24 protein-coding genes are annotated in these 23591 nt (G+C 37.6%); 10 read left to right on the top strand and 14 right to left on the bottom strand.

Going from position 1 to position 23591, the window contains the following annotated elements; all coding sequences use genetic code 11:
- Nucleotides 1-3: 3 nt before the first annotated feature.
- The gene (locus tag GKO22_RS09365) at nucleotides 4-3201 is read right to left on the bottom strand and encodes a SusC/RagA family TonB-linked outer membrane protein (RefSeq protein WP_166334409.1); all 3198 of its coding nucleotides are present in this window, start codon (nucleotides 3199-3201) and stop codon (nucleotides 4-6) included.
- 7 nt (nucleotides 3202-3208) lie between these two features.
- On the bottom strand, nucleotides 3209-3841 hold the full coding sequence (locus tag GKO22_RS09370; RefSeq protein WP_206367865.1) for a TlpA family protein disulfide reductase: 633 nt from the start codon (nucleotides 3839-3841) through the stop codon (nucleotides 3209-3211).
- A gap of 558 nt (nucleotides 3842-4399) precedes the next feature.
- Between GKO22_RS09370 and GKO22_RS09375 the strand changes: the two genes are divergently transcribed.
- Complete coding sequence (locus GKO22_RS09375) at nucleotides 4400-4651, top strand: helix-turn-helix domain-containing protein (protein ID WP_166334411.1); 252 nt, start codon at nucleotides 4400-4402, stop codon at nucleotides 4649-4651.
- 529 nt (nucleotides 4652-5180) lie between these two features.
- Here the strand turns inward: GKO22_RS09375 and GKO22_RS09380 are convergent.
- The 3 genes from GKO22_RS09380 to GKO22_RS09385 form a co-directional block, all read right to left on the bottom strand.
- Nucleotides 5181-5441, bottom strand: coding sequence for a hypothetical protein (locus GKO22_RS09380; RefSeq protein ID WP_166334413.1), 261 nt, complete (start codon nucleotides 5439-5441; stop codon nucleotides 5181-5183).
- 123 nt (nucleotides 5442-5564) lie between these two features.
- Complete coding sequence (locus tag GKO22_RS16870; RefSeq protein ID WP_240920237.1) at nucleotides 5565-5837, bottom strand: helix-turn-helix domain-containing protein; 273 nt, start codon at nucleotides 5835-5837, stop codon at nucleotides 5565-5567.
- 131 nt (nucleotides 5838-5968) lie between these two features.
- A complete protein-coding gene (locus GKO22_RS09385; protein WP_166334415.1) occupies nucleotides 5969-6730 on the bottom strand; it encodes a hypothetical protein in 762 nt (253 codons plus the stop codon).
- Nucleotides 6731-7268: 538 nt separating this feature from the next.
- On the opposite strand from GKO22_RS09385, the gene GKO22_RS09390 reads away from it, so the two are divergent.
- Genes GKO22_RS09390 through GKO22_RS09410 form a run of 5 tightly spaced genes read left to right on the top strand, consistent with a single transcriptional unit; the run spans nucleotide 7269 to nucleotide 10418 of the window.
- A complete protein-coding gene (locus GKO22_RS09390) occupies nucleotides 7269-7598 on the top strand; it encodes an ArsR/SmtB family transcription factor (protein WP_166334417.1) in 330 nt (109 codons plus the stop codon).
- A gap of 48 nt (nucleotides 7599-7646) precedes the next feature.
- On the top strand, nucleotides 7647-8117 hold the full coding sequence (locus GKO22_RS09395) for a DUF6428 family protein (protein ID WP_166334419.1): 471 nt from the start codon (nucleotides 7647-7649) through the stop codon (nucleotides 8115-8117).
- Nucleotides 8118-8127: 10 nt separating this feature from the next.
- On the top strand, nucleotides 8128-8544 hold the full coding sequence (locus GKO22_RS09400; RefSeq protein ID WP_166334906.1) for an arsenate reductase ArsC: 417 nt from the start codon (nucleotides 8128-8130) through the stop codon (nucleotides 8542-8544).
- A 29-nt stretch (nucleotides 8545-8573) separates the two neighbouring features.
- Nucleotides 8574-9665 (top strand): ACR3 family arsenite efflux transporter, encoded by a 1092-nt coding sequence (gene arsB, locus GKO22_RS09405; RefSeq protein WP_166334421.1) that lies wholly within the window; start codon nucleotides 8574-8576, stop codon nucleotides 9663-9665.
- 15 nt (nucleotides 9666-9680) lie between these two features.
- Nucleotides 9681-10418: a metallophosphoesterase family protein gene (locus GKO22_RS09410; RefSeq protein WP_166334423.1), complete on the top strand. Its 738-nt coding sequence runs from the start codon at nucleotides 9681-9683 to the stop codon at nucleotides 10416-10418.
- 286 nt (nucleotides 10419-10704) lie between these two features.
- On the opposite strand, the gene GKO22_RS09415 is transcribed toward GKO22_RS09410, so the two are convergent.
- The 4 genes from GKO22_RS09415 to GKO22_RS09430 form a co-directional block, all read right to left on the bottom strand.
- Nucleotides 10705-11661: a helix-turn-helix transcriptional regulator gene (locus tag GKO22_RS09415; protein ID WP_166334425.1), complete on the bottom strand. Its 957-nt coding sequence runs from the start codon at nucleotides 11659-11661 to the stop codon at nucleotides 10705-10707.
- Nucleotides 11662-11672: 11 nt separating this feature from the next.
- The gene (locus GKO22_RS09420; RefSeq protein ID WP_166334427.1) at nucleotides 11673-12251 is read right to left on the bottom strand and encodes a YdeI/OmpD-associated family protein; all 579 of its coding nucleotides are present in this window, start codon (nucleotides 12249-12251) and stop codon (nucleotides 11673-11675) included.
- Between the two features lie 9 nt (nucleotides 12252-12260).
- Nucleotides 12261-12677: a DUF1761 domain-containing protein gene (locus tag GKO22_RS09425; RefSeq protein WP_166334429.1), complete on the bottom strand. Its 417-nt coding sequence runs from the start codon at nucleotides 12675-12677 to the stop codon at nucleotides 12261-12263.
- Nucleotides 12678-12746: 69 nt separating this feature from the next.
- A complete protein-coding gene (locus tag GKO22_RS09430; RefSeq protein WP_066754018.1) occupies nucleotides 12747-13139 on the bottom strand; it encodes a RidA family protein in 393 nt (130 codons plus the stop codon).
- Between the two features lie 339 nt (nucleotides 13140-13478).
- Between GKO22_RS09430 and GKO22_RS09435 the strand changes: the two genes are divergently transcribed.
- Complete coding sequence (locus GKO22_RS09435; protein ID WP_166334431.1) at nucleotides 13479-14492, top strand: erythromycin esterase family protein; 1014 nt, start codon at nucleotides 13479-13481, stop codon at nucleotides 14490-14492.
- A gap of 27 nt (nucleotides 14493-14519) precedes the next feature.
- Here GKO22_RS09435 and GKO22_RS09440 read toward each other — a convergent pair whose 3' ends face one another.
- From GKO22_RS09440 to GKO22_RS09455, 4 genes are all read right to left on the bottom strand, one after another.
- Nucleotides 14520-14687, bottom strand: a complete 168-nt coding sequence (locus GKO22_RS09440; protein WP_166334433.1) for a recombinase family protein — start codon at nucleotides 14685-14687, stop codon at nucleotides 14520-14522.
- 599 nt (nucleotides 14688-15286) lie between these two features.
- Nucleotides 15287-16174, bottom strand: a complete 888-nt coding sequence (locus GKO22_RS09445; RefSeq protein WP_166334435.1) for a hypothetical protein — start codon at nucleotides 16172-16174, stop codon at nucleotides 15287-15289.
- Between the two features lie 4 nt (nucleotides 16175-16178).
- Nucleotides 16179-17291: a DUF3696 domain-containing protein gene (locus GKO22_RS09450; protein ID WP_166334436.1), complete on the bottom strand. Its 1113-nt coding sequence runs from the start codon at nucleotides 17289-17291 to the stop codon at nucleotides 16179-16181.
- On the bottom strand, nucleotides 17284-18417 hold the full coding sequence (locus tag GKO22_RS09455) for a DUF262 domain-containing protein (protein ID WP_166334438.1): 1134 nt from the start codon (nucleotides 18415-18417) through the stop codon (nucleotides 17284-17286). The genes GKO22_RS09450 and GKO22_RS09455 overlap by 8 nt, the downstream gene beginning before the upstream one ends.
- Nucleotides 18418-19030: 613 nt before the next feature.
- On the opposite strand from GKO22_RS09455, the gene GKO22_RS09460 reads away from it, so the two are divergent.
- From GKO22_RS09460 to GKO22_RS09470, 3 genes are read left to right on the top strand one after another with little or no spacing between them, the layout of a single operon-like run.
- Entirely contained in the window at nucleotides 19031-19360 is a 330-nt protein-coding gene (locus tag GKO22_RS09460) for a type II toxin-antitoxin system RelE/ParE family toxin (RefSeq protein WP_166334440.1), read from the top strand.
- Between the two features lie 21 nt (nucleotides 19361-19381).
- Nucleotides 19382-20479 carry an ImmA/IrrE family metallo-endopeptidase gene (locus tag GKO22_RS09465; protein WP_166334441.1) on the top strand — a complete coding sequence of 366 codons (1098 nt, stop codon included), beginning with the start codon at nucleotides 19382-19384 and terminating at the stop codon, nucleotides 20477-20479.
- 7 nt (nucleotides 20480-20486) lie between these two features.
- Entirely contained in the window at nucleotides 20487-21596 is a 1110-nt protein-coding gene (locus GKO22_RS09470) for a beta family protein (protein ID WP_166334443.1), read from the top strand.
- On the opposite strand, the gene GKO22_RS09475 is transcribed toward GKO22_RS09470, so the two are convergent.
- Entirely contained in the window at nucleotides 21593-22363 is a 771-nt protein-coding gene (locus GKO22_RS09475) for a sce7726 family protein (RefSeq protein WP_166334445.1), read from the bottom strand. The two genes, GKO22_RS09470 and GKO22_RS09475, sit on opposite strands and share 4 nt — an antisense overlap.
- Between the last annotated feature and the right edge of the window lie 1228 nt (nucleotides 22364-23591).

Consider the following 23591-nt stretch of genomic DNA (forward strand, 5'->3'; position numbering starts at 1 on the left):
CTTTTAAAAGTTTGTTCGAAGTCCCAAGGTGTAGCCTGCTGGGCGTATTAGTCTTGGCGAATTTGGCGAATGAAAGTCTGGATCAATGCTCTGCTTGTTTGCCCGCCATAGTACTCCCAGGTTATTGGCGTTTAAGTAGATCTGGATATTCTTCTGTTTACCCCCTATATTTAAGGGAATGAGATAGCCTAGGTTTATAAACTGCAGGCGGATATGGTCTGCTTTCTCTACCAGCACGCTGGAGCCTGCATAAAAACTGTCTCGCTGTGAATTTGTCGTATAGGTGTTGCCAGGAATATGAGTATGTAGTTCATCGCCGGGCTGCCGCCAGCGATCCGCGTAATCGCTATGTCCACGCCAACTATTCATTAGATCGGTATAATGTATGGATCCTTGCCTAAACCAGTAACCAAACTTGTAGGATAAGCCTATTTGCAGACTAACCGATTTATAAGTAAATGAGTTAATAAATGAACCAAAGGTCGTCGGGATTGATGATCCGAAATACTCCAGCTCATCGATACTTGTGCCTGCTCCGATCATATTGCGGTAGTCTGTACTAATCTGGCCATCAAGATATCCCTGAGGCTGTCCGTTTTCACTATCCAGCCCTGCCCACGAGTAGCCGAACATGGCATAGACGGGCTTGCCAGCAATGCCTGAGATCGGCACCGATGCTGGATTGACATATTCGCTGGCCAGCGTACGGTTAACCATGTACTCCTGTATGCGATCCTTAAACATGGTGAAGTTTAAAATGCTCGACCATTGCAAATCAGTCGATCTGATGTTATCCGTTTTTAGTTCAATATCTAAACCATCTCCCGACATGCTGGCTACATTGCGCAGCGTGGCAGGTGGTATGCCCGTGGTATAATCAATAGGTGCTGCGCCAAAAAGATCCCGCCCCTGCTTACGGAAATATTCCACGCTGGCGCTGATCCGATCATTTTTACTACGCAGATCTACCGCCACATTGATCATGCGCGAGGTTTCCCAGCGTAGTGAAGGGTTATGGTAGTTCGCGATCTGAGCATTTGGTCTTCCGGTAAATGGCGAGTTGTTTTGAAAGAAGCTGATCGTATTAACCGCGACCATTGCTGGATCAATATTACCACTAAAGCCATAGGTTGCCCGGATGTTTAGATAGCTCAGCAGATCTGTTTTAAAGAATCTTTCATTTGACACTTTCCAAGCCATACCCACCGACCAGAAAGGATTCCACTGCTCATTGGTAGTTAGACCAAACAAATTACTGGCATCTCTTCGCGCACTTGCCGATAGCGTATAGCGCGCACGGTAGGTGTATGCAGCATTAGCATATTGCGATAAAAAGCGCGTATCAGATGCCGAGGCGAAGCTGCCATACTGAATAAAATTGTTCCCAGTAATAAATCCTGCATATGAGCGCGTATAGTCTACTCTACCGCTGGTCAAATTATTGGGATTGTAGCCATATAGCCTATCTTGAGCAGAATTGCGCGCCGTGCTACGCATCTCACTTCCGGCAATCGCGCTGATGTGATGATCACCAAAGTCTCGATCAAAGCTCAGCTGTCCGCGCAAGCTACTGGCATTAAGAACGCCGCTTCTACGATCCAGTATTCCTCCTCTGGGCACTGGAAAGCTTGCCTGTCCGCCAGAGATATTGGTAAAGCGGTTAATGTAGTCTCTGGTAGAATAACTCTGCTCATCTGCCAGAGATTCACTTCGGTTGTTCTGACGCTCGTACTGATAGTTTACCGAGCCGCTCAGTCCGGGGAGAATCTCGTAGTCTAGCCCCGCAGTAGCCAGCATACTGGATGAACTGCCTGAATTGGTATTGTACCGCCAGTCATCTAGCGGGTAGTAGTTCCAGTCTAAAAGCTGCCCCTGTCCTACCGAATTGATATAGGTATTGTTCAGATTATAGAACACAGGCCGTGCATTACCCTGCTGATCTGCTAGTTCCATGTAAGGCACGATATTACCTGCATGCATGGATACATTATCATAGCCGAGCCGGCCGGAATGGGTGCTGCTCTGGGTATAGTAAGCGCCCGTACGTAGCGATAGCGAAGGCATAGGACGGTACGTGTTTTCAAAGCGTAGGTTTACCCGATCGTAGCTTTCGCCTAGATTATCTATTGTGCGATCCCAACCTGCTGCCGAAGACCAGGAGAAAGTTTCACTACCACCTCTAGCCCCTAGGTAATACTGCTGGTTTGTACCATGCTTATACATGTATCGATTGAAGTCATTCCTTGCATCAATGCCGCGCAGACGGTTAATCTCCTGCTCCGCCTGCTGCTCGCTGAGTGAACCATTGCGTACTTTTTCGAGCAGATCTACCACGGGTGAGATCACTGGGCTCGATGCTGAGCCAATGCGGCTATCATAAAACCCGCGACCAAATAGTTCTATTTCCTGATCGATATAATCGCTGCTAGACATTTGTGGTAAGTAATCCAGATTGGGCTTGCCTATAACAGTCAGCTGGCTATTAAACTCTAAGGCGATAGGTCGGTTAAACTGTCCTTTTTTGGTGGTGATGACAATGACCCCATTGGCCGCTCGTGCTCCCCAGATACTTGAGGCGGCGGCATCCTTTAAGATCGTGATACTTTCCACGATATTGGGATTGATGTTTTGGATATCGCCTTCGTATGGAAAATTGTCCAGCACAATTAGCGGATCCTTTGGCCCTTGAATGGTGCTCAGTCCTCTCACCATAAGTCTTGGGGTCATGGAACTATTATCGGTCGTCAAGCTGCTGGCAATAGCGGGCAAGCGAGATAGGATATCTGGGCCGACCTGTTGGTTAAAGAGCTCGCGGTTCACGGTAGAAAATGATCCTGTAGCTCGCTCTCGAGGTAGCTGCTGGTAGCCTGTTGATACGACAGTAACCGAATCCACCACTTTATCGAGCTGCTCTAATTGAATGACTAGAGTGTCGGATATGGAAGTAGGCGTTGTTTGGTAGGTTTTATACCCTACATGCTCGATAACGAATTCCTGAGAACTACCTGTGTGCACGCCGATACTGAACCATCCCTCCCGGTCGGTGTTCACGATATTATTAATTCCTTTTTGTTTTACTGTAGCACCGATAATTGGTTTTTGGTCACTAGCGGAGAGCACTTTGCCACGCAGCTGTTGGGCGCCGAGCGAATGGTAGATAAACCCGAGTAGTATTAAAGTAAAGTATATTTGTTTCATCATATCGCGCTTATAAACTGTGTTGATTGATTTGGTGTTCAATGGTTTGGCTAAGCACGCCACCGCTACCGGTGAATCCTCTAATAAAACCTCCTTTTGATATCCATACATAGTTTGGGATCAGCTTATGAGGAAACTGATCGATCAATGTTTCATCTAAGATGATCGAAGGTAATTCAGCACCGCCGATTTCCACTAAGACTTCATTGTAGCATCGGTCGATCTTTTTGAATGTATCTTTGTAACGAGCCGGGTTAACCAGTATAATGGCTAGATCATGTGGATACTGGTATTGCAATGAGTCTAGCTTTGGAAAGCTGCTTCTGCAAGCCCCGCACCAGCTCGCCCAAAAGTCCAGTAACACGAGCTTTCCCTTGAACTGTTCTAGTGTGCCGCGAATCGTATCGCCTTGGTGGTAAAATAGGTGCTTCTGGTTCCAGAACTCTTCGGGCACCTTCTCCCCCATAATAAATGGGCTTACTTCTTTGGCCTTTACTCCAGCCTCGCCATCCGAACGAGACTGGGAAAAGGCACTATTAACAAACACGTATGAACTTAGAATAAGAAAAATGTAAAGCGGTAAAGCTTTACTGGTATATTTTGATTTAGGCCAAAGCGCGGCCAAGGCATTGGAAAATGTCATAATTTTTTGGGATTAAATGAATTAAAGGTTAGGCTATCGCAAATATCAATTGTTTAATACCTGCGAGATCGAAATCTCAAGTAGTAGCAGGAATCGATCAAGTTTCCAGCAGACAAGAATATTAACTTGGAGAGCGTATTATATTTTTGAAGAGTTGTTTTTTTGAAGGTATCATATCTATTTCTGCTGTTACACGAAAATCTGGAGCAGAAGATATATTCCCATTAAGACTGGTGATGGGATACCTCTCTATATATGCGCTGAAGCTTGTAGGAAAGCTGAACAACATACAAGAGAGGGCCCACCATGTCTTTTTTTACAAAGATATGTAATGGGCACCGAACTCTTGCAACTTGCTGTTCAGAAAGGTTCCTACATTTTCAGCGCAAGTGCCGATTTCCAAGTGCCTTGGACATTTAATTACTAATTGCGTGTCGCAAATTCGATCTGCGACACACAAATATAATAAACAATAGAAAATTCTCCAAATTAATATACTCTTAATTAAGAGTAATATATAAATCTGATTCTGTTGAGATTTATGCTTTAGGACAAAGCATGAGTAAAAAAGTATCGAAAGACCTTCCCAAGGAAGTAAAAAAAATTGGGTTAAGACTACGGCAAGTTCGCAAAGAACTGGGATTTTCTAATTCAGATGATTTTGCATATAAATATGAACTTAACCGATCGCAATACGGAAAATACGAAGCCGGTTCAGAAGATTTAAGGATTAGTTCTTTAATTAATATTCTGGAAAAGATAGATATGTCACTGAACGATTTTTTTAATAAAGACTTTGATAGCCTATAACTTAAAATACAGTATATCCCAATCTATTTTTAATCTGCGAATATGCCCTTCACCTTCAAAAATAACGATTTTGGTAAACGCAGGATTTTTTGTTAAGTTACTTGCAAGTTGTGTCTTTGTACGTACAGTTTTCCTGCGTCAAACCTGCCATACAAAAAACGAACTTGCCTTAATTATTTGCAAGATCTGATCTCGCAAATAATTAAGGGGAAATAAAAAGTTCGCAACTCACTTTTTTGTATGTTTGGAAAATACACTTATTATAAGTTGCATAGAAGTATTCTGAAGAACTATCCAGCATATCTATATAGCCAGATATATTCACATCCTGATGTCTAGATATCTAGGTATATATTGAATTTTCTATTGCCCTTTGCTACTTCATGCGCCCCTCGGGAGCAGAAAGAAAGTGCCCCTGTTCTGCTGGCTTAAGGGAGTTTTTGTGTAACAGAAAACACAAACTTACTTCCTACAGACCGCATAAGTTAGCTTGCTAGGCTCTTGGCTTTTATCTCTGCAGTTTGCGTTATCAGATCGTTTCTAAAAGTAGTTTCTCGTGTAATACTCTGTGTGGATCTGTCTGCACTAATTTGATGGTGTATTGGCTCAGCTCATTCACGCGGCCAATAAACAAGGCTGCCCATCTTGGGATGGTAGGATGGCTTGTAGTGGATATACCCAAATGCATCCAGTTCACGGATGCATTTGTGATAGGTTGCGATGGATGCAATTCGGCTGTGTGCCATGAGCTTTCTACGAGTAACAGCGAAGGGGTTGTTAAAACCTCCATGCTGCCAGCAGACAAAAAGTGCAGCAAATAAACTTACATGAGTGGACATTATCCGCCTATCTGAACTCATTCTTCCAACCCACTTGCTGTACTCCATCATTTTATTTTGAATACTGACTTTGGTCATGATTTCCCTCCTTCCATCATTTTCTGAATATCTTCTATGGCATAGAACATAATTCCGCCAACTTTGCGGTATGGTAAAACGCCATTAATTCGGAGGTTTTGGAGTGTCCCTGGCGAGATACTCATAAGCTTTCTAACTTCAGCACTGCGTAGCCAGCGTGATTTGTTTGAAACGGAGTTGTCACAATTCGAAAGTAGTTGTTTAAACTCCTGAATTAGTTCTGTCTTGAATTGGTTTAGGTCTTCTTTAGTCAAGATGTTTACTTGCATAATGAATTGAATAGTTAAGCGTTCAATTGCAATAGGACTCTCCTACGCATTGATAGCAAAATTCGCAAATACGATCTATCAGCGGATGACCACTGGGAACCCTTGGTCACACCAAAAGAATATAGATTAGATCAATCCTTTACCATTCTTGGAATAATGGAAAACAACTTTTTATCTTCTGGGATTTTAGACCCTTTAGTAGCATCTCTTGCAGACTTTTGGACGAAATAATTACGTGCTGTATTAATAGGAATTTCTTTACCCTGATGCGAGAAGTATTTTGAAATAAGTTTATAGTAAGGGCTATCATAATCTGATTTCAAAAGCTTTCTGCCAGACCTTGGTAATGACAAATCTTTGATCTGGTGAATCAGATCTATAAACGTTGGTAAATGATCATCCTGAATCATAATCTTAAGCGACACTTCGTACTCCTCCAGTGTTTTTAATCTCCTCTCTCTGTCTTCAAGTTTTTTATGAAGTTCGGCTATAATAGTATCCTTTTTCTTGATTAATTCTGCCTGTGGAAGCATATTATCATGATCGTAATTAGAAAGGAAGTCTCTAAACTCTGTTAGTTTATGGATATTGGAGACATACCGTGGATGCTTGGCCGAAAAGGGATCTCTAGTTTCAAAGTAGCTAACTCGAGCATTGACAATAGACCAAACGTGTGAAAAGAAATCTTTCTCCCCTTGGGAAGGATTTCGGTTTGAAAAGTATTCCAGATGAAAACTATAATAGCTCTTGAAATCAGAATGGTCGATACTATACAATTTCAATAAAAAGTGATTATCATCATAACCTTTTTTCAATCCCAATATATTGCCAAGCTCATAGGGATGAGCATTTATTTGGAAAGGCTTTCTGCATTTAAAATATCTAACCGGCATATATCAAATTTAAGAAGTTCATTGCTAAAAAGTGATTTGAGAGATCAACATCGTGTATAAAGCTATTTACATAGGATAAACTACCATTTGATAGGAGGATATTTATTTAAATGACATAAAAATATGGTAACGAACAGGCGATCTTAGTGATTTCTACATGACTGGACATACATATATCGAAATGCTCAGATAAGGAGATGAATAGATATCCAGATCTACAGATATTTAGATATACGAATAGACAAATCTATAAGCTCACGGATAACATGCTAGTGATTTTTCGCCCTGCCACACCGAATGTATTACTAATGAAGAAACTCTTTACTCTAATCCTTACTACCAACATTTTGGAAAGAAAAAACAAAATCGAATCAGTAAGGGATATAACGAAAACACGTTTTAATGGCTAACTATCAAATAAGGTATTTCAATGTGCAGTAATATTAAACCTTCGTTTTGTGAGACAAATTTTGACTTCGCATAGCATATTGATATATTTGCATCTACCAAATAACAATCGTAATATTGCGATATAATTATGGGGCTTACAAAAACTGAAATATTTACTGAGGAGCAGAATCTGCTGGCTAGCTTATTTAAAGCGATGGCTCATCCGGCAAGAATTGCGATCCTTCAGAGGATCATTTTATCGAATACTTGTATTTGTGGAGATTTGGTAGGTGAGCTTGGATTGGCACAAGCAACTATTTCCCAACATTTGAAAGAGCTTAAGTCGGCTGGACTTATCCAAGGGACAATTGAAGGAGTGAGCGTATGTTACTGCATCAATCCAGAGGTATGGAAACTACTTGAAAATAGGCTTGGAGAATTTCTAGGCTCCTATAAAAGTACAACCGAATGTTGTTAACTTTTTTTCGCAGCTATTAATCGTAAAATTGCAATAATACTATATAATATGAATATATCGAAAGTAAAGTCTATCCTTTCCACTGCGGAGGTTGTAAATTTCAAGTTAGAAAGCGGACAATACGTGCCCGATCACTTTCATGTGACTGAAGTTGGCGTTATAACTAGGGATTTTATTGATTGTGGCGGCACTGTCCGTCACGAAAGAGTAGCGAACTTTCAGCTTTGGGATGCGGATGATTATGAGCATCGTTTAAAACCTGGAAAACTCATGGATATTATCTCACTATCAGAAAAGGTACTGGGTATGGAAGATTTTGAGGTTGAGGTTGAATACCAGTCAGAGACGATTGGCAAATATGAACTCGGATTTGATGGCAAAGATTTTATTTTGCTATCCAAAAAGACAGCCTGCTTGGCACTGGATAAATGTGGTGTTCCAACTGAAAAACAAAAAGTTAAATTGGTAAACCTCGCTAAGGGAGCATCAGAATGCACACCTGGAGGTGGATGTTGTTAATCATTATATGATGAAAAAAGTATTGGTTCTCTGTACCGGTAACAGTTGCCGCAGTCAGATTGCAGAAGGCTACCTGAGATATTTCGGCGGGGATAAAGCGCATATTTATAGCGCGGGAATTGAGACCCATGGTGTCAATCCCAGAGCCGTTCAGGTTATGAAGGAGGAAGGGATAGATCTCTCTGGTCATACCTCCAATCATATTGACGAATACACGGGAGTTGATTTTGATTATGTTATCACGGTCTGTGATAACGCCAAGGAGAGCTGTCCCTACTTCCCGACAAATGCACTAAAATTCCACTATAATTTTCCAGATCCCGCTAAAGCGCAAGGTTCTGCGGAAGAAATAATTTACCAATTCAGAGCAGTTCGCCAGTTGATCAGAGATTACTGCTCGGATTTTGTCAGCAAAAACCTAGCCTAGTAGTTTATAAGGTATTTATAGATAAGCATATGTCAGTAACGAATTGCGCTCCTGTAGCGCAAAGAAAGAAATTAGGATTTTTGGATAGATACCTCACGCTATGGATCTTCATTGCTATGGCTATGGGTGTGTCCATAGGCACCTTTGTTCCTTCAACCTCGTCTTTTATAGGATCGTTTTCCAGTGGTACAACTAACATCCCGCTGGCCATCGGTTTAATCCTGATGATGTATCCTCCCCTGGCCAAGGTTAAGTATGAGAATATAGGTAAGGTCTTTAAAGACGTACGTATACTCAGCGTATCCCTTGTGCTCAACTGGATAGTAGGCCCGCTACTGATGTTCTTTCTTGCTATTACCTTTTTACATGACTACCCTGAATATATGGTAGGTCTTATTCTTATCGGTCTGGCGAGATGTATCGCTATGGTGGTGGTGTGGAATGAGCTCGCTGAAGGTAACAGAGAATATGCTGCCGGATTAATCGCGCTTAATAGTCTATTCCAAGTACTGTTGTACGGAGTCTTTGCCTATATTTTTATTTCGTTACTTCCTCCATATTTCGGCGTACAAGGATTAGAGATTGACATTACCGTTGCTGAAATTGCTACTAGTGTTGGAATATATCTTGGTATTCCTTTCGCTATGGGGATACTAAGTAGATATGCTCTAATTAAATTAAAGGGAGAAAAGTGGTTTGAAGATAAGTTTATACCTGCTGTATCTCCCTTGACCTTAGTAGCGCTGATCTTTACGATCATCATTATGTTTAGCATAAAAGGTAAACTGATCGTTCAGATCCCAATGGATGTTTTGCGTATCGCTGTTCCGCTAATACTATATTTCTGCATCATGTTTGTTATCAGCTTTTTTGCTGGTCGTTATTTTGGAGCGGATTACTCTAAGAGTACGTCGATCGCTTTTACTGCTACTGGAAATAATTTCGAACTAGCTATTGCTGTAGCTATCGGCGTATTCGGAATAAATTCCGGCCAAGCATTTGCAGGTGTTATAGGTCCTTTGGTAGAAGTTCCTGCACTGATTGTCCTTGTTAATCTGGCATTCTGGTTTAGAAAGAGATATTACGGTGCATCGACCTTATCTGAGGAATCTAAGTATTGATAAAGAACGACTCATATGAAAATCGCTTTCTTTTCTGATATTCATGCAAACCTACATGCTTTTAAGGCTATGCTAGAAGATTTGGACAGCCAGAAACCTGATACTGCTTATTGTCTGGGCGATCTAGTAGGATATCACATCTATCCGAATGAGATTATCGGTGAAATACGCAAACGGGGTATTGCTACGCTAAAGGGAAATCATGATGAAAAAGTCGATAGCATCGACTCTACACCGGTATCTTTGAATGAGAAAGGTGAGAACTATGCATATCACCTAATAAGCGAAGATAATCGAGGCTATCTTAAAAAACTTCCAGCCCTCATAAATATCGAGTTTACATTCGTGGAAGCGACTTTCAAGATTGCTTTGGCTCATGGAAGCACAAGACGTATCGATGAATATATTCTGATTGATACTGACGAAAATTATGTGCTGGAACTCTTGGATGAAGCAGATGCAGACATACTTATTGTTGGTCATTCCCACAAGCCCTACCATCGGATTATACAGACCGTACAAGGAGTTTTTAAACATGTAATAAATTTGGGTTCGGTAGGAAAGCCCAAGGATGGCGATCTCAGGGGATGCTATGCACTGCTTACCATAGATAATAACAGTTCATTATTACTTCGCAACAGCATCAACGTTGAATTTAGAAGGATTAGCTATGATTTGGAAGCATCCGCCAAAGCTATAGAAGAAAGTCCATTACCTGCAGAATTTGCCCTAGCTCTAAGATCAGGGCGATAGTCAGTCTAGTTATTCTTCGTTTTGCGAGACAAATATCTAATACGCCATGTTATAATTTTCTAATTTATAGCTACAAATTGTTGGTGAGATTACGGTAAATTTAATGCCAATAACCATTAATGGTTTGTTAAAGAGAAAGCGTTCGATAGATTTATCCTATCGAATGCTTTTTTTATAAATGTTATTAATAGCTTTCAAGCTATCGAACCACAGTATCTATACCTTCTTTTTCCCGGCTAAGCCCGTTAGCTACGCAGATAATTATAAGTTTTACTAAATTCCCAGATTATTTACTAGATGTCAATCTTTTAACGCCATTTCGCACAATTTCTGAAAGTTCATCTTTTAAAACCTTTGGCTCTAAGATATCTGCAATGTCTATAAACCTCAGAAACCAACGTACAAATGCTGTAGGATGCGCCGCACATCTAAAATACATCCTTGCATGGTCAGATGTTATTTCCTCTTTATAAAAACCGTATGTGTCTCTCTCGAATGATAAAAAATGGGCAAATTCTTTATCGGATTCAATAACGATATTTACAGTAGGAACTTCGGACAATGTAGACCGTAAAATCTGTATTGACTGGTGTTTACGGGTGAAGGGTATATGGGTAATTTTAACCCGCTTAATTCTATCTAATCTGAAGTTTCGATACGCCAAACGTGTGAGACAAAATGCTAATACATACCAAAAACCACGCTCGAAGAATATGCCTACTGGTTCCATTTCACGAGTGTGCTTCGCCATATTGCCAACTTTTAAATAATCAATCTGTAGAATACTTCGCTCTGAAACACTTTCCAGAATAGTATTGATGATAGTTGGTAAATATGAAGTAGCCTTGGTATCAGGCATGATATGTAGCTTATCTTCCAATTCGTCAAACGCTACTTTCTGCTGATACTGAAAAGAACTTTTCACCTTAACTAATAACGAATCAAACTGTTGCCGAATAAAATTTGTTTGATGTTGCTTCATCATCTTTTCGGCCACTAGAAGGCTAAGCATTTCCTCATCTGTAAATCTAGAGGCGTGTATTCTATAGCCTTCTAAAATACCAAAGGAACCGTTCTTGGACAAAATCGGAATACCAGCAAGTTCCAAAGACTTTATGTCTCGATATATGGTCCTTTTGCTAGTTCCAAAAACTTGCTGTAGATCTTGTATAGATACTGACACCTTGGATTGTAATAAAAAGTATAATCGCAAGATGCGATCAAAACGTTTGAGTGTATCCATAATTACCTTGTTTAGCTTCCTGATTTTGGCGGTAACGTATTGATGCCTAGTGACTGCACGATTTCGGCTATTCGCTTTGCGCGCGTTTTAGGGGTTTTAGCTTTCTGAAGACGCAGCAATATTATTTTTTTTGCAGAGTTACTCAGACTATTGTAATAGGTATACACACATTTTTCGCTGTTGATAGCTGCTTTCAGATCCGATGGAATAACCAGTGCTTCTACATCATCCAGTGAACTCCACGATCCATTTTGTTTCGCTAGCTGTACAGCATCCAGACCAGCCTGAAACATCATTTTACAGTCTATTAAAATTCGTACTTTTTCTTTATTAATCTTAGACCAAGCACTATTGGTTTTACGTTTGCAAAAAAATTGCATATACCTTTCTTCGTCGATCGCCTTTCGTCGGCCATCGATCCAGCCAAAACACAAGGCTTCATCAACAGATTCCTGCCAAGTAAGGTTATGCTTTTCAGATTCTTTTTTGTAGAAAACTACCCATACAGAGGAAGTGGAAAGATGGTTTCCTATTAACCATTCTCTCCACTCCGCACGGTTGGAAGGTGTATATCCGGTTCCAGGATCCATATCAGTGTATTATCGCATATATACTAACACAAAGCTAATGATATAAATACCTAATAAGTGGTAAGACCCTGTTATAAAACTATAGTGTAACGGATTAGGTATGTTTGGATTTATCGCAATATTGACGGTGTTGGCCACCAAATAACCAATACCGACAACGCTCGCAAATTCAATCGTGCTAAACAGCGAAGATATGTCTAAGACATTAATTAAGATAGCCGTCGCGAACGTGATAATAAATGTACAAATGGCCGGTCCGATAACAAAGATTGGTTTGGGTCTATCAGGGAGCTGCCCTACTTTGCCTAAAGCTTCCTCGTAGGATTTCTTGAAGATCGTGGTAAACCATAAAGCGCCTAATACGAAGTAAATGATAAACGCAAGGGCAATGCTTCCCCAGTTTAAAGTGTTTATATAATTGATCATCTAGTTTGTCTTATAAGGTTATTACTGATTCAATAGGCAAATATTCATCATACCTGCCTATTGAATTTACTATTTTACAACAGTCGCTTCCAGCTCTATAGTCAATGTAGAAAATAGTGCTTTCACTTCTACCAGCGTCGTAGCCTGCTTTATTTCATACTTTTTAAGAAATTCGCTATAGATATCCATACTGGTTGAAAAGAGCTCATTAATAGATGTGGTGTATACATTCAACCGAACGATGTTTTTCATCTCATAACCTGCTTGCGTGATGAGGTGTTCCAAATTCGCAATGGTTTGCTTGAGCTGGGTCCGCATGTCTTCAGAGCTTGGCTGGCCCTGATGGTCTATAGCCACTTGTCCTGAACAGTACAGCGTTCCAGTTACGTTTTTTACTTCTACTGCCTGAGCCGAATTTGTGTACTCACCCCACTTCCAAGGATCAATAGTAATTTTTTCCATTTTCTTTGCTTTTAAGATTTAGAACAAAGGTCTTCAAAGCTGTGACAGCTGTCTGTCACAGTGGAATGAAATAGTATTTAAACAGGTAATGGTTAAGAGTTCAGGTGTAAGTTTTGTAGCTCATTCAAACATAAGACCAACAATAGTATTCAATCGAGCAAATAATTACCTTAAGATATATAATTAGTTCTTAGTTCGTTTTGTGAGACACTTTTATAGTGTCCATCCTTCTATAAACATGATGATGTAGGCACCTAAATCTTTCATCAATTTTGTCACAAACCTTTATGGAAAATACACCTTTTTTTCATCATACAATGAAACTATTTAAGCATATCTATGAAATTTATTACTACTATTACTTTTTCAGCATTCATACTGCCTTTTCTATTTGAAATCTGTACTGCTCAGACATTATCTCAAAAGGATTATAATAAGATACTTAATAAAACAAACAATCACACAATAATTGGGCTGGGCGAAGCTGAGCATTTTTACAAGGGATATTATAATACAAAAGTAGAAGTTGTTAAATATCTGATTAATAATGAATCAATTGATATTATAGCCCTTGAAGCATCTGTAAACGCGACAGCTCTTTTAAATAATTATATCAATGGGAACATTACAATTGATCTACCACAAGCATTGACTGCGCTTAATGAGCCATATGCTTTACAAGAAGCAGGGCTATATAATTGTTCGGAAATAGTAGAATTTATTGAATGGCTTAAAGATTATAATCATTCGCATAACAAAACAATCAAATTGGTGGGCATAGATTTTCAAAATTATTCCTTACCGCTTGAGAAGCTAAAAGTATATTCTTCAAAACATCAAATCGAAAAAATTGATCAAACTAAAGCCTTACTTGATAGTTCAATGCGCTCTGTGATAGATAGTAATATCATGATTATAACTTCCCAACCATGGATTAAGCGTTTACAACTTGCACAGAATTATATAAAAAATTTGAAGGACGAAATTTATAATGGTGCAAACCAAAGACTATTCAGTGAACTTGAACAGTTTACTACTTTGTGGGATAACCCGATGTTTCCTAGGGATTCTATCATGTATGAAAACTTGACTCCTTACATCGATGGAAAATCAAGAGTTTTAATTTGGGCAGCTAATTTTCATCTTGAAAAAGATCCATTTTTTAAAGGACCAAAGAAACTGGGAGTTTTCTTGAATGAAAAATACGGGGAAAAGTATTGTGTGATTGGTGTTTCTGATCAAATTCACGAATATAGTAAAAACTTGATTCACCCTCCAATGGATCAATTATCTGACAAATACGAGATGATCATTAATGTACCAAAAGGGGATAAATGTGTTATAATAAATTAGTAATTTAAGGGAGAACTAATTAAGGCGTCAGACGACACTTAAATTTTCTAAGGACTTTAAAAGCTCTGGGCGTTCTTTTGATTTTCCTAAAATCTTCTCATCTAAAATGATTTCGCAACCAGCATATTTCAACGCATCGATCTGCATATTTAAGTTTTGATCTTGGGTACTGAACATGGCAAATCCTATTTTCATAAAAACGTATGATATGCTTATTTATGAAACATAGATTTGTGAAACAACATTTTGAGACAATATATAGTGTTGGAAATAGATCATCGGTGAACCAAATATTTTTGTCGCATAAAACGACGGTATACTTGTAAGTATACCTCAAATGATCCCCAAATCAACTTAACACAAAAGAAGTATCCCTGGAGGATACTTGAAAGCACGATTGCAAGGCATGGAGCTATAAAAGTGAGGCCCTGCCCTACTTCGGCTTGCTAAGCTAACTAGCTTGATTCTTAGATAAGTCCTGATCTTGGTGTATTTCATTAAGATATTCTGCAAGGTGCTTTCATTCATGTCCAGAAGTCGGAGATGTTTGGATCACTGATAAAATAATCAGAATTATGACTCCTAAACTCTTTGAAAGGAAAATACCCAAACTTATTCATCAGTTCAAATCAACTGGCATTCTTGGCTAAATGAATTGTTCGTTTTTGAATGAAAGGCGTCTTCATATCGTTATAGATATCTTCGGAATAGGGACTGAAATTTTTGAGATGATAGAAAAAATATGCTCGTCCTTTAGAATTCATATCGTCTACTATAATCTGAAACTGCTCAATTTACAGATGTTTTCCAATATGACCAATAAGAATTTTGCCATCTTGTATTTGCTTAATTCCCTCATGAAAATAAATTCTTCGGTCATTACTAAAGACATTTCTATCGTCATGACTTATCTTAAGATGTAATTCACAATAGACATTCTCACTACAATTTTCCTTATTTAAAAATACAAAAGTTAAGTCTCTTTTTTTTCTAATATCTCCTTGAGGTGATGCTGCTTGCCCATCATGCACATATTGCACATTGAAATTATCTAGCGTATTCAATCGATTGTATGGACTTGTTTTAGAGTTTGGAAACTTATCATTTAATTCTGAAAGATGATGAATTATCTTTTTTACACAACTTGGAAATATTCTTTTTACAGAATTTTTATTATCCTCGTGGAAATATAAAAATTCAAAATAGATTTTACACTCGTCTATGAAAAAGTCCGCATTTTGTGGGTAAATTCCTAAGAAATACCTTTTAAATTTGAACCATCCGTCGATGCCGTATATTAATTGATATTCTGGAGAGATATCTTCTATCTGATTAAAAGCGATCAAACCATAGCATTCCTCTTCGTTATGGCTAGGTAGATAAACTTTACATATATCATCTATTGAATCGCTAGTTTCCTGTAATTCCCAAATGATTCTTAATTGCTGAATAATATCTCTATCAAGAGAACTTGAATTTGGGTCATTCAAGATATCACTAATAGTTTCACTATCAATAATTTCTACACCATATACGTCAATATGGCAAAAAATATGATTTCCAGAAATTCCCTTTATTCTTTGAAGATCAATTGCAAAGTTCTTAAGCTTATCTTCGATATTACATTGCGAATCACCACTATACTTAAAGCTTTCTGGTATAATGAAAAAATTAGCTTTCATATTATCAGCGAGACCACTTAAAAATTGAGGAAATATCGATATCCTGTTGATCAAAAAAACCAGTTGGCCAATTATCTATCTTACCTTTTTCGTTAATCTGTATTTCATGATGCTCAAATCCTTCATTAAAATACAAAATGTTAATGTCGGAATGATCAATAAATACATTTTGATTTAGGGATGCTACCCGAAGTCCGTTTAAAATGTGCTCACTATGAGATTCAATAAAGACCTGAACTCCTGTAGATGCTACCTTAGCAAAAAATTCACTAATCCTAGACTGTGCTCTTGGATGTAAATGCGCCTCAGGATTTTCTAAAATAACTACCTCTCCAGGTTTAGCTATCAATCCTGTGACAATTAGTGGTAAAATATAACTGTACCCAAACCCGATGTTGACTGATTTGTATGTCTTGCCATCGTTCTTATTATTCATTAATAGCGTTAATACGCTACTTTCCTCTTCTTTCCCAATTAAGTTCAAATTTGCACCATCCAATATATAATTTAACCATTCTTCTGTTTGTATTACAATTGAATAGGAATCATTACCTAAATATAAGTTTTCATGTACAGTTAGATCTAATTTCTCTGAGTAATAGAGGACGTTAATTGTATATTCACCTTTAGCTCCAGTGTGGATACTTTTTGGAATAGAAATTTTTTCGAAATATTTTTTTGGCCCAATTCTATCTGCGGACACGTAATGGATATTTCTGAAAAAGGTTGAAATTTCCTTGACACTCAAGTCTTCATTCTCAAGATGCAATTTGGCATTTAAGGTTAGGTTATCCTGTTCATTTTCTTCTATTACGTAACGAATATTCGTTTCTTCTCTTATCGCTAAATCAAATCCAACACTTATGTCTCTCTGAGTCGTATAGCTATTCTTAATGTCCTTATAGCCACCTAGTTCTAAATAGGAACTATTAGGGTAAATCGGATTTTCATTTTTGTCCCAAATATTCCAGTTGGATTGAGTAATCAGCAATATGGACTGTAATAAAGATGACTTTCCTCGTCCATTGATACCTGTTAACAGGTTCAATCTATTAGTTTTGAAAATAGTTTCATCTTTAAAACATTTAAAATTTTTAAGAATGACATTTTTAAGCATGAGTACCTTGTTTTAATATGTTCTCTGATAAGCGGAACCGATCATCGACTTTCGTTTTGCTATTCGTAGATCTTGTAACCGCATCATAGTATATTTCATTACTTATTAAATGGCTATAGTTTTCATGAAGAATTGCTTTATTTTTTTCGATGAAATCATCCGACATTTTGGATACAGTGTGACAGATCGTTTCAAAAATAGCCATATTGATAGTCCCACGAGTTTTTTCCGTTCGAATTCTAAAATTGTTGTCTCCCCATATGTTATGTGTCCACTCCATTACTCTTTTAAATTCAGTCCTCACATCATTTAATTTTTCGTCATCCCACATATTAATTTCTTTCATCCCATTTTCAATAAATGCACTTAAATTACCATCATAGGTTTTCTTGAAATCGAAGTAATTGAAAGCTATAAATCGCAAAATTAATTCCCTATCTTTCATTCTAATTGGACTTACACCATTAAAAATTGCTTTTTTGAAGTAATCTTGTTCTGAAAGTTCTTTTAACAATTTCGTCGATTTGCCTATATAGATGCAATTCCGAACTTCTTGTCTATTTAATTGAGTTCCTCCTGTATTAATTCTATTAAATAGATCGTAAACAACTTCCATCGGAGTAGATGGTTTTAGCACAAAAATATTTAACTTTTTATCCTCGAATTTTGTACGTAAAATTTCAGGTAGCGTCTCGAAGGTACAATTATTATACTGTGGAATAGCATCTAACTCAGTCAACTGAAATTCATTCTTGTAAAAAGATTCCAAGGTTGAAGTTCTTTGAAGTCCATCAATAATCATATACTTTGATTCTGCTGTATTTCCTTTTTTTTCAACTATTTCGTTCAAGTAAATAAAAGGAATAGGGAAATTAAGCAATATAGATTCAATGAATTTTGATTTTGATTTATCTTTCCACACCAAGTTTCTCTGAAAATCTGGTTGTGTTATGATCTTACCCTTACCTTTTTGACGCAAATATTCATATACTGAAAATTGTTCCGCACTCATATCTAAATCATTTAGCGTAGGTTCGTATGGATAGAGACTAGATCGAGAGCCCTCAGAAACATCGTCGCCATCTAATAAAATTACTCTATCATTTATTTCTTCGTTATCAGCCATAAATAATGTATGTTACAAATTTGTCGTCGTAAATTTAATAAGAAAATAAGGATATATGCTAAGTTCCAATCTAAACTGTAATTATACGAGAGGTGCTTTGACAGTATCAAAACTGGGTAATTTCAATAAATATAAATTTACTGATCTCTAAAGCTGAGAAACAATGAAAGTTAACAAACTCGATCCCCGCAAAGCATTGTATCCTGCATATAAAAATTAAAGCTTTTACGTAAGGATTTAGAGTCCATCTTAAAAATTAGAGGATTGCATATAAACTATAAAATCAATTGATGAACGCAATAAGAGTGATGAACAGTTACCCACCCTATAAAGCAATTTCTGGGAGGTTGTCCCCCATCACCATGCTCTATATATCTTTGTCTTTTCTGCTTGAACAAATCTGTATGAAGACTTACCAGAGCCTTCCCCGAATTATATTATGGTTTACCATAAAACAAGGAGAAAGGAATACCTATTTTTGCTATAGTAAGTTCAATACGCGAACCTATCAAAAGGAAATAAATAAAATAATCACCTAATATTTTGGTAATTACAAAAATCAAAACTAATTTTGAGAAATAATATTACCTAAAAAAGGTAATAAAATAAAAAAATGAAGATCACGTATTCTAATAAAATCAAAAAGAAATTCGGATCCCCTGCAAATCTACAGCGCGCCTTCGGGTCAATGGCGAAAAAGGTGCAGCAACGCATCGACGATATAGAGGCTTCCCCCAATCTCAAGGTGCTTCAACAGATTCCTGCTGCAAATTGTCATCCGCTAAGTGGTAACAGGAAATACGAATGGGCAGTTGATATATCTGGAAACCATCGTCTAATCTTTGAATTGGAACACGATCCAATTCCAAAGATTGAAAATGGCGAAATTGATAGCATTAATGTGACAGATATTCGAATTATTGAGACGACAGATTATCATTAATTCCACATTTAAGAGAGTAAAATGAAGAAGGACTTGCATATTGAAAAAGAATTATTAACTAAACCTGGAGATACCATCCTAGAGACCTTGGAGTTTTTAAAAATGTCCCAGGTCGAACTTTCTGAAAGACTCGGAAAGACACCAGGTAAAGTTAATGATATTATCTCCGGTAAGGTACCAATTACTGTGAATACGGCGCTACAGCTGGAAAAAGTACTAGGGATAGAGACACAGTTTTGGTTAAACAGAGAATCGAACTATCGGGAAAAGTTAGCTCGCTTGGAACAGCAGGAACAACTTGACGAATCAATTGACTGGCTTAGAGAGCAACCTGTCAAAGAATTGTTTGAACAAGGTTATATAAGTACAAAGAAAGTACGTGCAGATCTTGCACAAGAATTACTACAATTTTATGGAGTAGCTTCACCCGTGCAATGGAAAAACTTATATGTAAACAGTTACGTTCATACAAATTTTCGTAAAAGCGAAAAACAAAGCGAAAAATTGAGTTGCATGGCGGCTTGGCTTCGTATTGGCGAATTAAAGCTAAGACAAAAACAGTACAATTCCTACAGCAAAGAGGAATTTAAATCTGCCCTACATCAGATAAAAAAACTTGTCCAACGTCAACCAGAAGATTATGCAGAGAAACTTGCATCAATCTGTGCCCGTGCTGGAGTTGCATTGATATATTCCAAGAGCATGAAAAAGGCGCCAATCAGCGGAGCTACCCGGTGGGTTGCTAATATCCCTTTGATACAGATTACGGACAGATACAAGACTAATGACAGTTTTTGGTTCACATTTTATCATGAAGCAGGGCATATATTACTTCATGGCAAGAAGGATACATTTATCGAGGAATTTGAAGAAGTTGAAATTGATAACGAAAAAGAAGCTGAAGCCAATTCCTTTGCTAGGGACTGGCTTCTTCCTGATAGCTTTTTAGATCAATTATCGAAGCCGATTACTGAAGGACAGATTCGTCGAATAGCAAATGATTATAATGTTCACCCTGCGATTGTAGTCGGCAGACTTCAACATCTTAAAATCGTACCGCATCACTTTGGTACTAATTTAAAAGTCAAGATTAACCTAACACATTTTATAAATTTATAATTATTGTATGATGTTTTCACCTACTTACGTCCCTATTTTTAGACTTAGACAAGAAGAAAAAAAAGTACTCGTGTCTTTTAATTTTCAAAATGAAATATATCCTTATATAGAAATTTTTAAACACAGAGAAAGAAAACTAACAATCTCCAAAAGGAATCGTTCTAAAATGGAGAAAACCTTCGATCAGGAATATCTTCCAACTCTAGAGCGCATTAAGAGCGAAAAAATATTTTTAGACCTACCTGTTCATCTAAAATCGAGTAGAAAAATGACCCCGGAAGTCTTAAATTTCCTAAGGGGAGTCATAGAGAAACGGGAAGAACGAACAAAGTATATTATACTCCTACAGAAGTTGAGTGATAAAATTATTCCAGTTATCAGCACCTACAGTCAGCTAACTGCTGAACAAAATTCAATTATATCCCAGTCGAATGATCTAAGATCGATTTACAAGACGTTAAGTTTTAGAACTTCATCGACAACATTTTATAATGATATGGAGCAAATTAAAAAAGTTATTGAACCCCAAGACTATCTTTTCGTCGATCTTGAAGAATATTGCCTTTCTAACGAAGACGATTTGTATTCCATCGAATTCATGTTAAACGAGATAGAGAATTTCAAGCAATGCCACGTTGTATACATTAATAGCCCTATAGCCCGAAGCACCACAAACTCAGGTCTAGATCATGGAAAAAGATTAGCTCATGCCGACAATTCGCTTATGGATATTGTATGGGGGTACGGCGGAAAAAGCTTTAGTGATTACGTAGGTATAAAAAAGGACGTTGTGGAATCAGGGGGAGCTATAAGTCCCGGTTATATCATGTATGATGCGGTAGAGAACAGTTTTTACGGATTTAAAGGGCGATATAAAAAAATAGAGGATTTCGAAGATATCATTGTACCGGCGGTAATGAACTCCATTCCTGTCGAAAGGATGAGAAATACTGATGCGGAATATTTGAGTCGAGATAATGTCGGCTGGCGAATGTTAGAAGATATTGTATCAGGCGTAGAGAAACCTAAAAGTCAATCTAAGTTTAAGCGTATATCCATGGAACACTACCTTTACTGCATCCGAAAAAAGATTCAAGATGGATACTTCTTGCTTTAGCTATAAATAATTTCCGGACAAACATTTTTAGTAAAAAAAAATTGGATATCGATAGGGAATATACTATTTGCATGCTGCTTGATAAACCCCCAACGCTTGGCATACCTAATCTTTAGCAAATTTTTAAATATCATATTTATTTGCGAAGCGTCAAATGCTTCTAAAATTGTATCTGGTACATTCATATTGAATCCCTTCAAAAGTTCTTTCTTTGAAAGTAAACTTATTTGGGTTCGAGCGTCGAAACCTCTATTGAAAATAGGCTTCCTAATAACTTGATGACTATCCTTTGTTACAGCAATCACTCCGAAATTTTTCGGAATAATTTCTAGACATTTTGCCAAATGTTTTTCGTGAACAACAATATTGTTTAGCTCGAAAGCACTGAGATAGTCGGAAGACTGCTTTGCCAGTTTATATAGATTATCTAAGCTCGATTTTATCTCGTAGCTGGTCGTGTGACCGTTCACAGTCAGAAAATCTACACGACTATTTCGTACTTTCATTTCGTAGGCAGCAACTAAATCCTTTTTTTTAAATTCTTGAAAAAGACGATACTTCAAAACCTGTTCGCCCTCATAACTTTCCAACAAGAGCCTGTTAATTTCTTTATGCAGACCACGCTTGGATAACTTCTTAATCTTTTTCTCTGAGATAACCGACGACAGCAACGTGCGCAATTGTGGTACATAGTCAAGTGTGTTATACGTCTTGGCTATATCTCTAATCATTTTTAATTCGATTATCTTTCTTTCAGAAGTACGCATTAAATGAAAAATTTAAAAAATAAAAAAAGAAGCTGCTTGGGCTACCTCATTAATGAGCGACGGATCGCTATTAGCGATAGATTTTTTATTACAAAAAGTATTAAACGCAAATATAATAAAAAGGCCTCACCATTGAAGTTTGAAAGGTCAAAAAACATCAATCCGTATTCTAGTGCAAGACGCAGTTGAAACTTGGTATTAAACCGGTACCCTTACCTGTTTTTTTTCCTTAAAAATGCTAAAATGCAGACCTTTCTGGGATTTTATCGTTAGTTTTAATATGATGTTATATATAATATTTTATAGCGTTTTAGTGTAGCATATCCAAGGTATCTTCTACGAACATTGTAGTACTTTCTCTGTAATCCTGATCTTTTTCGATTCTTACCTCTTTTCTATATCGCCTATTACTTGGCCGTAATCATTTAAGAAACTCTTCAAAACTTCAGCCTTCACTTTAATAATCTGTAATATAAAATAATTTCGTAGATTTAAGATATAGCATTTGCAGCTAAAATTAAGGTGAGCTTTTCGGTGAGTCGCTTTTTAAAATATGGCTTTAATCATTATTAGACATCGATTTTATACTCAAAATATGATCCCAGCGGGATCACAAAGAAAGCAACTCTTTTAGAGTTGCTTTCTTTGTTTCCGCCCGATTCGAACAGAAACGTGGGGATGGGTTCGAACATATTCTTTGCGGCCTCGCGTATGGGGCATAGCGACGCAAAATATCCCAGCGGGATGAAAACCCAAAGAGTTCGATTCACAGAAGGCACAGGGTAAGCGTTCGGGAACTGTGCGACTGAGCCACTCCCAGCGGGATCACCAAGGCTATTTTACATTCATTACATTATTTGTACTAGAAGCAATGTAGAGCTCGCGCTTGCACACTCGGTGTTGTTTCACCTTAACTCATTAGTTATGAAAGCTAATTTTAGCGTGCTCTCCTGTTAAAGAAGCCAAAAAATTGGCAGTGATTGTTTCATCTACCATCGCATAACCTTAAATGGTAGGCGCTGGGAAGATCGCCACCTTTCCTACTTTTTCAAACCAAAGATATATAAGCCAAATTTAATTTTACCATACGCTGTATTATAGATCTATCAGAGTGGCATTCGTACCAAAAAACTTCAACAAATCTAAAATTGAAAGGATATTGTGAATATCATAAATTACTTAACTCGTGTAAATTTCACTAATAGGTGGTAATTATTGCACATCACGC

Source organism: Sphingobacterium chungjuense (assembly GCF_011316935.1).
Lineage (GTDB): Bacteria > Bacteroidota > Bacteroidia > Sphingobacteriales > Sphingobacteriaceae > Sphingobacterium > Sphingobacterium chungjuense.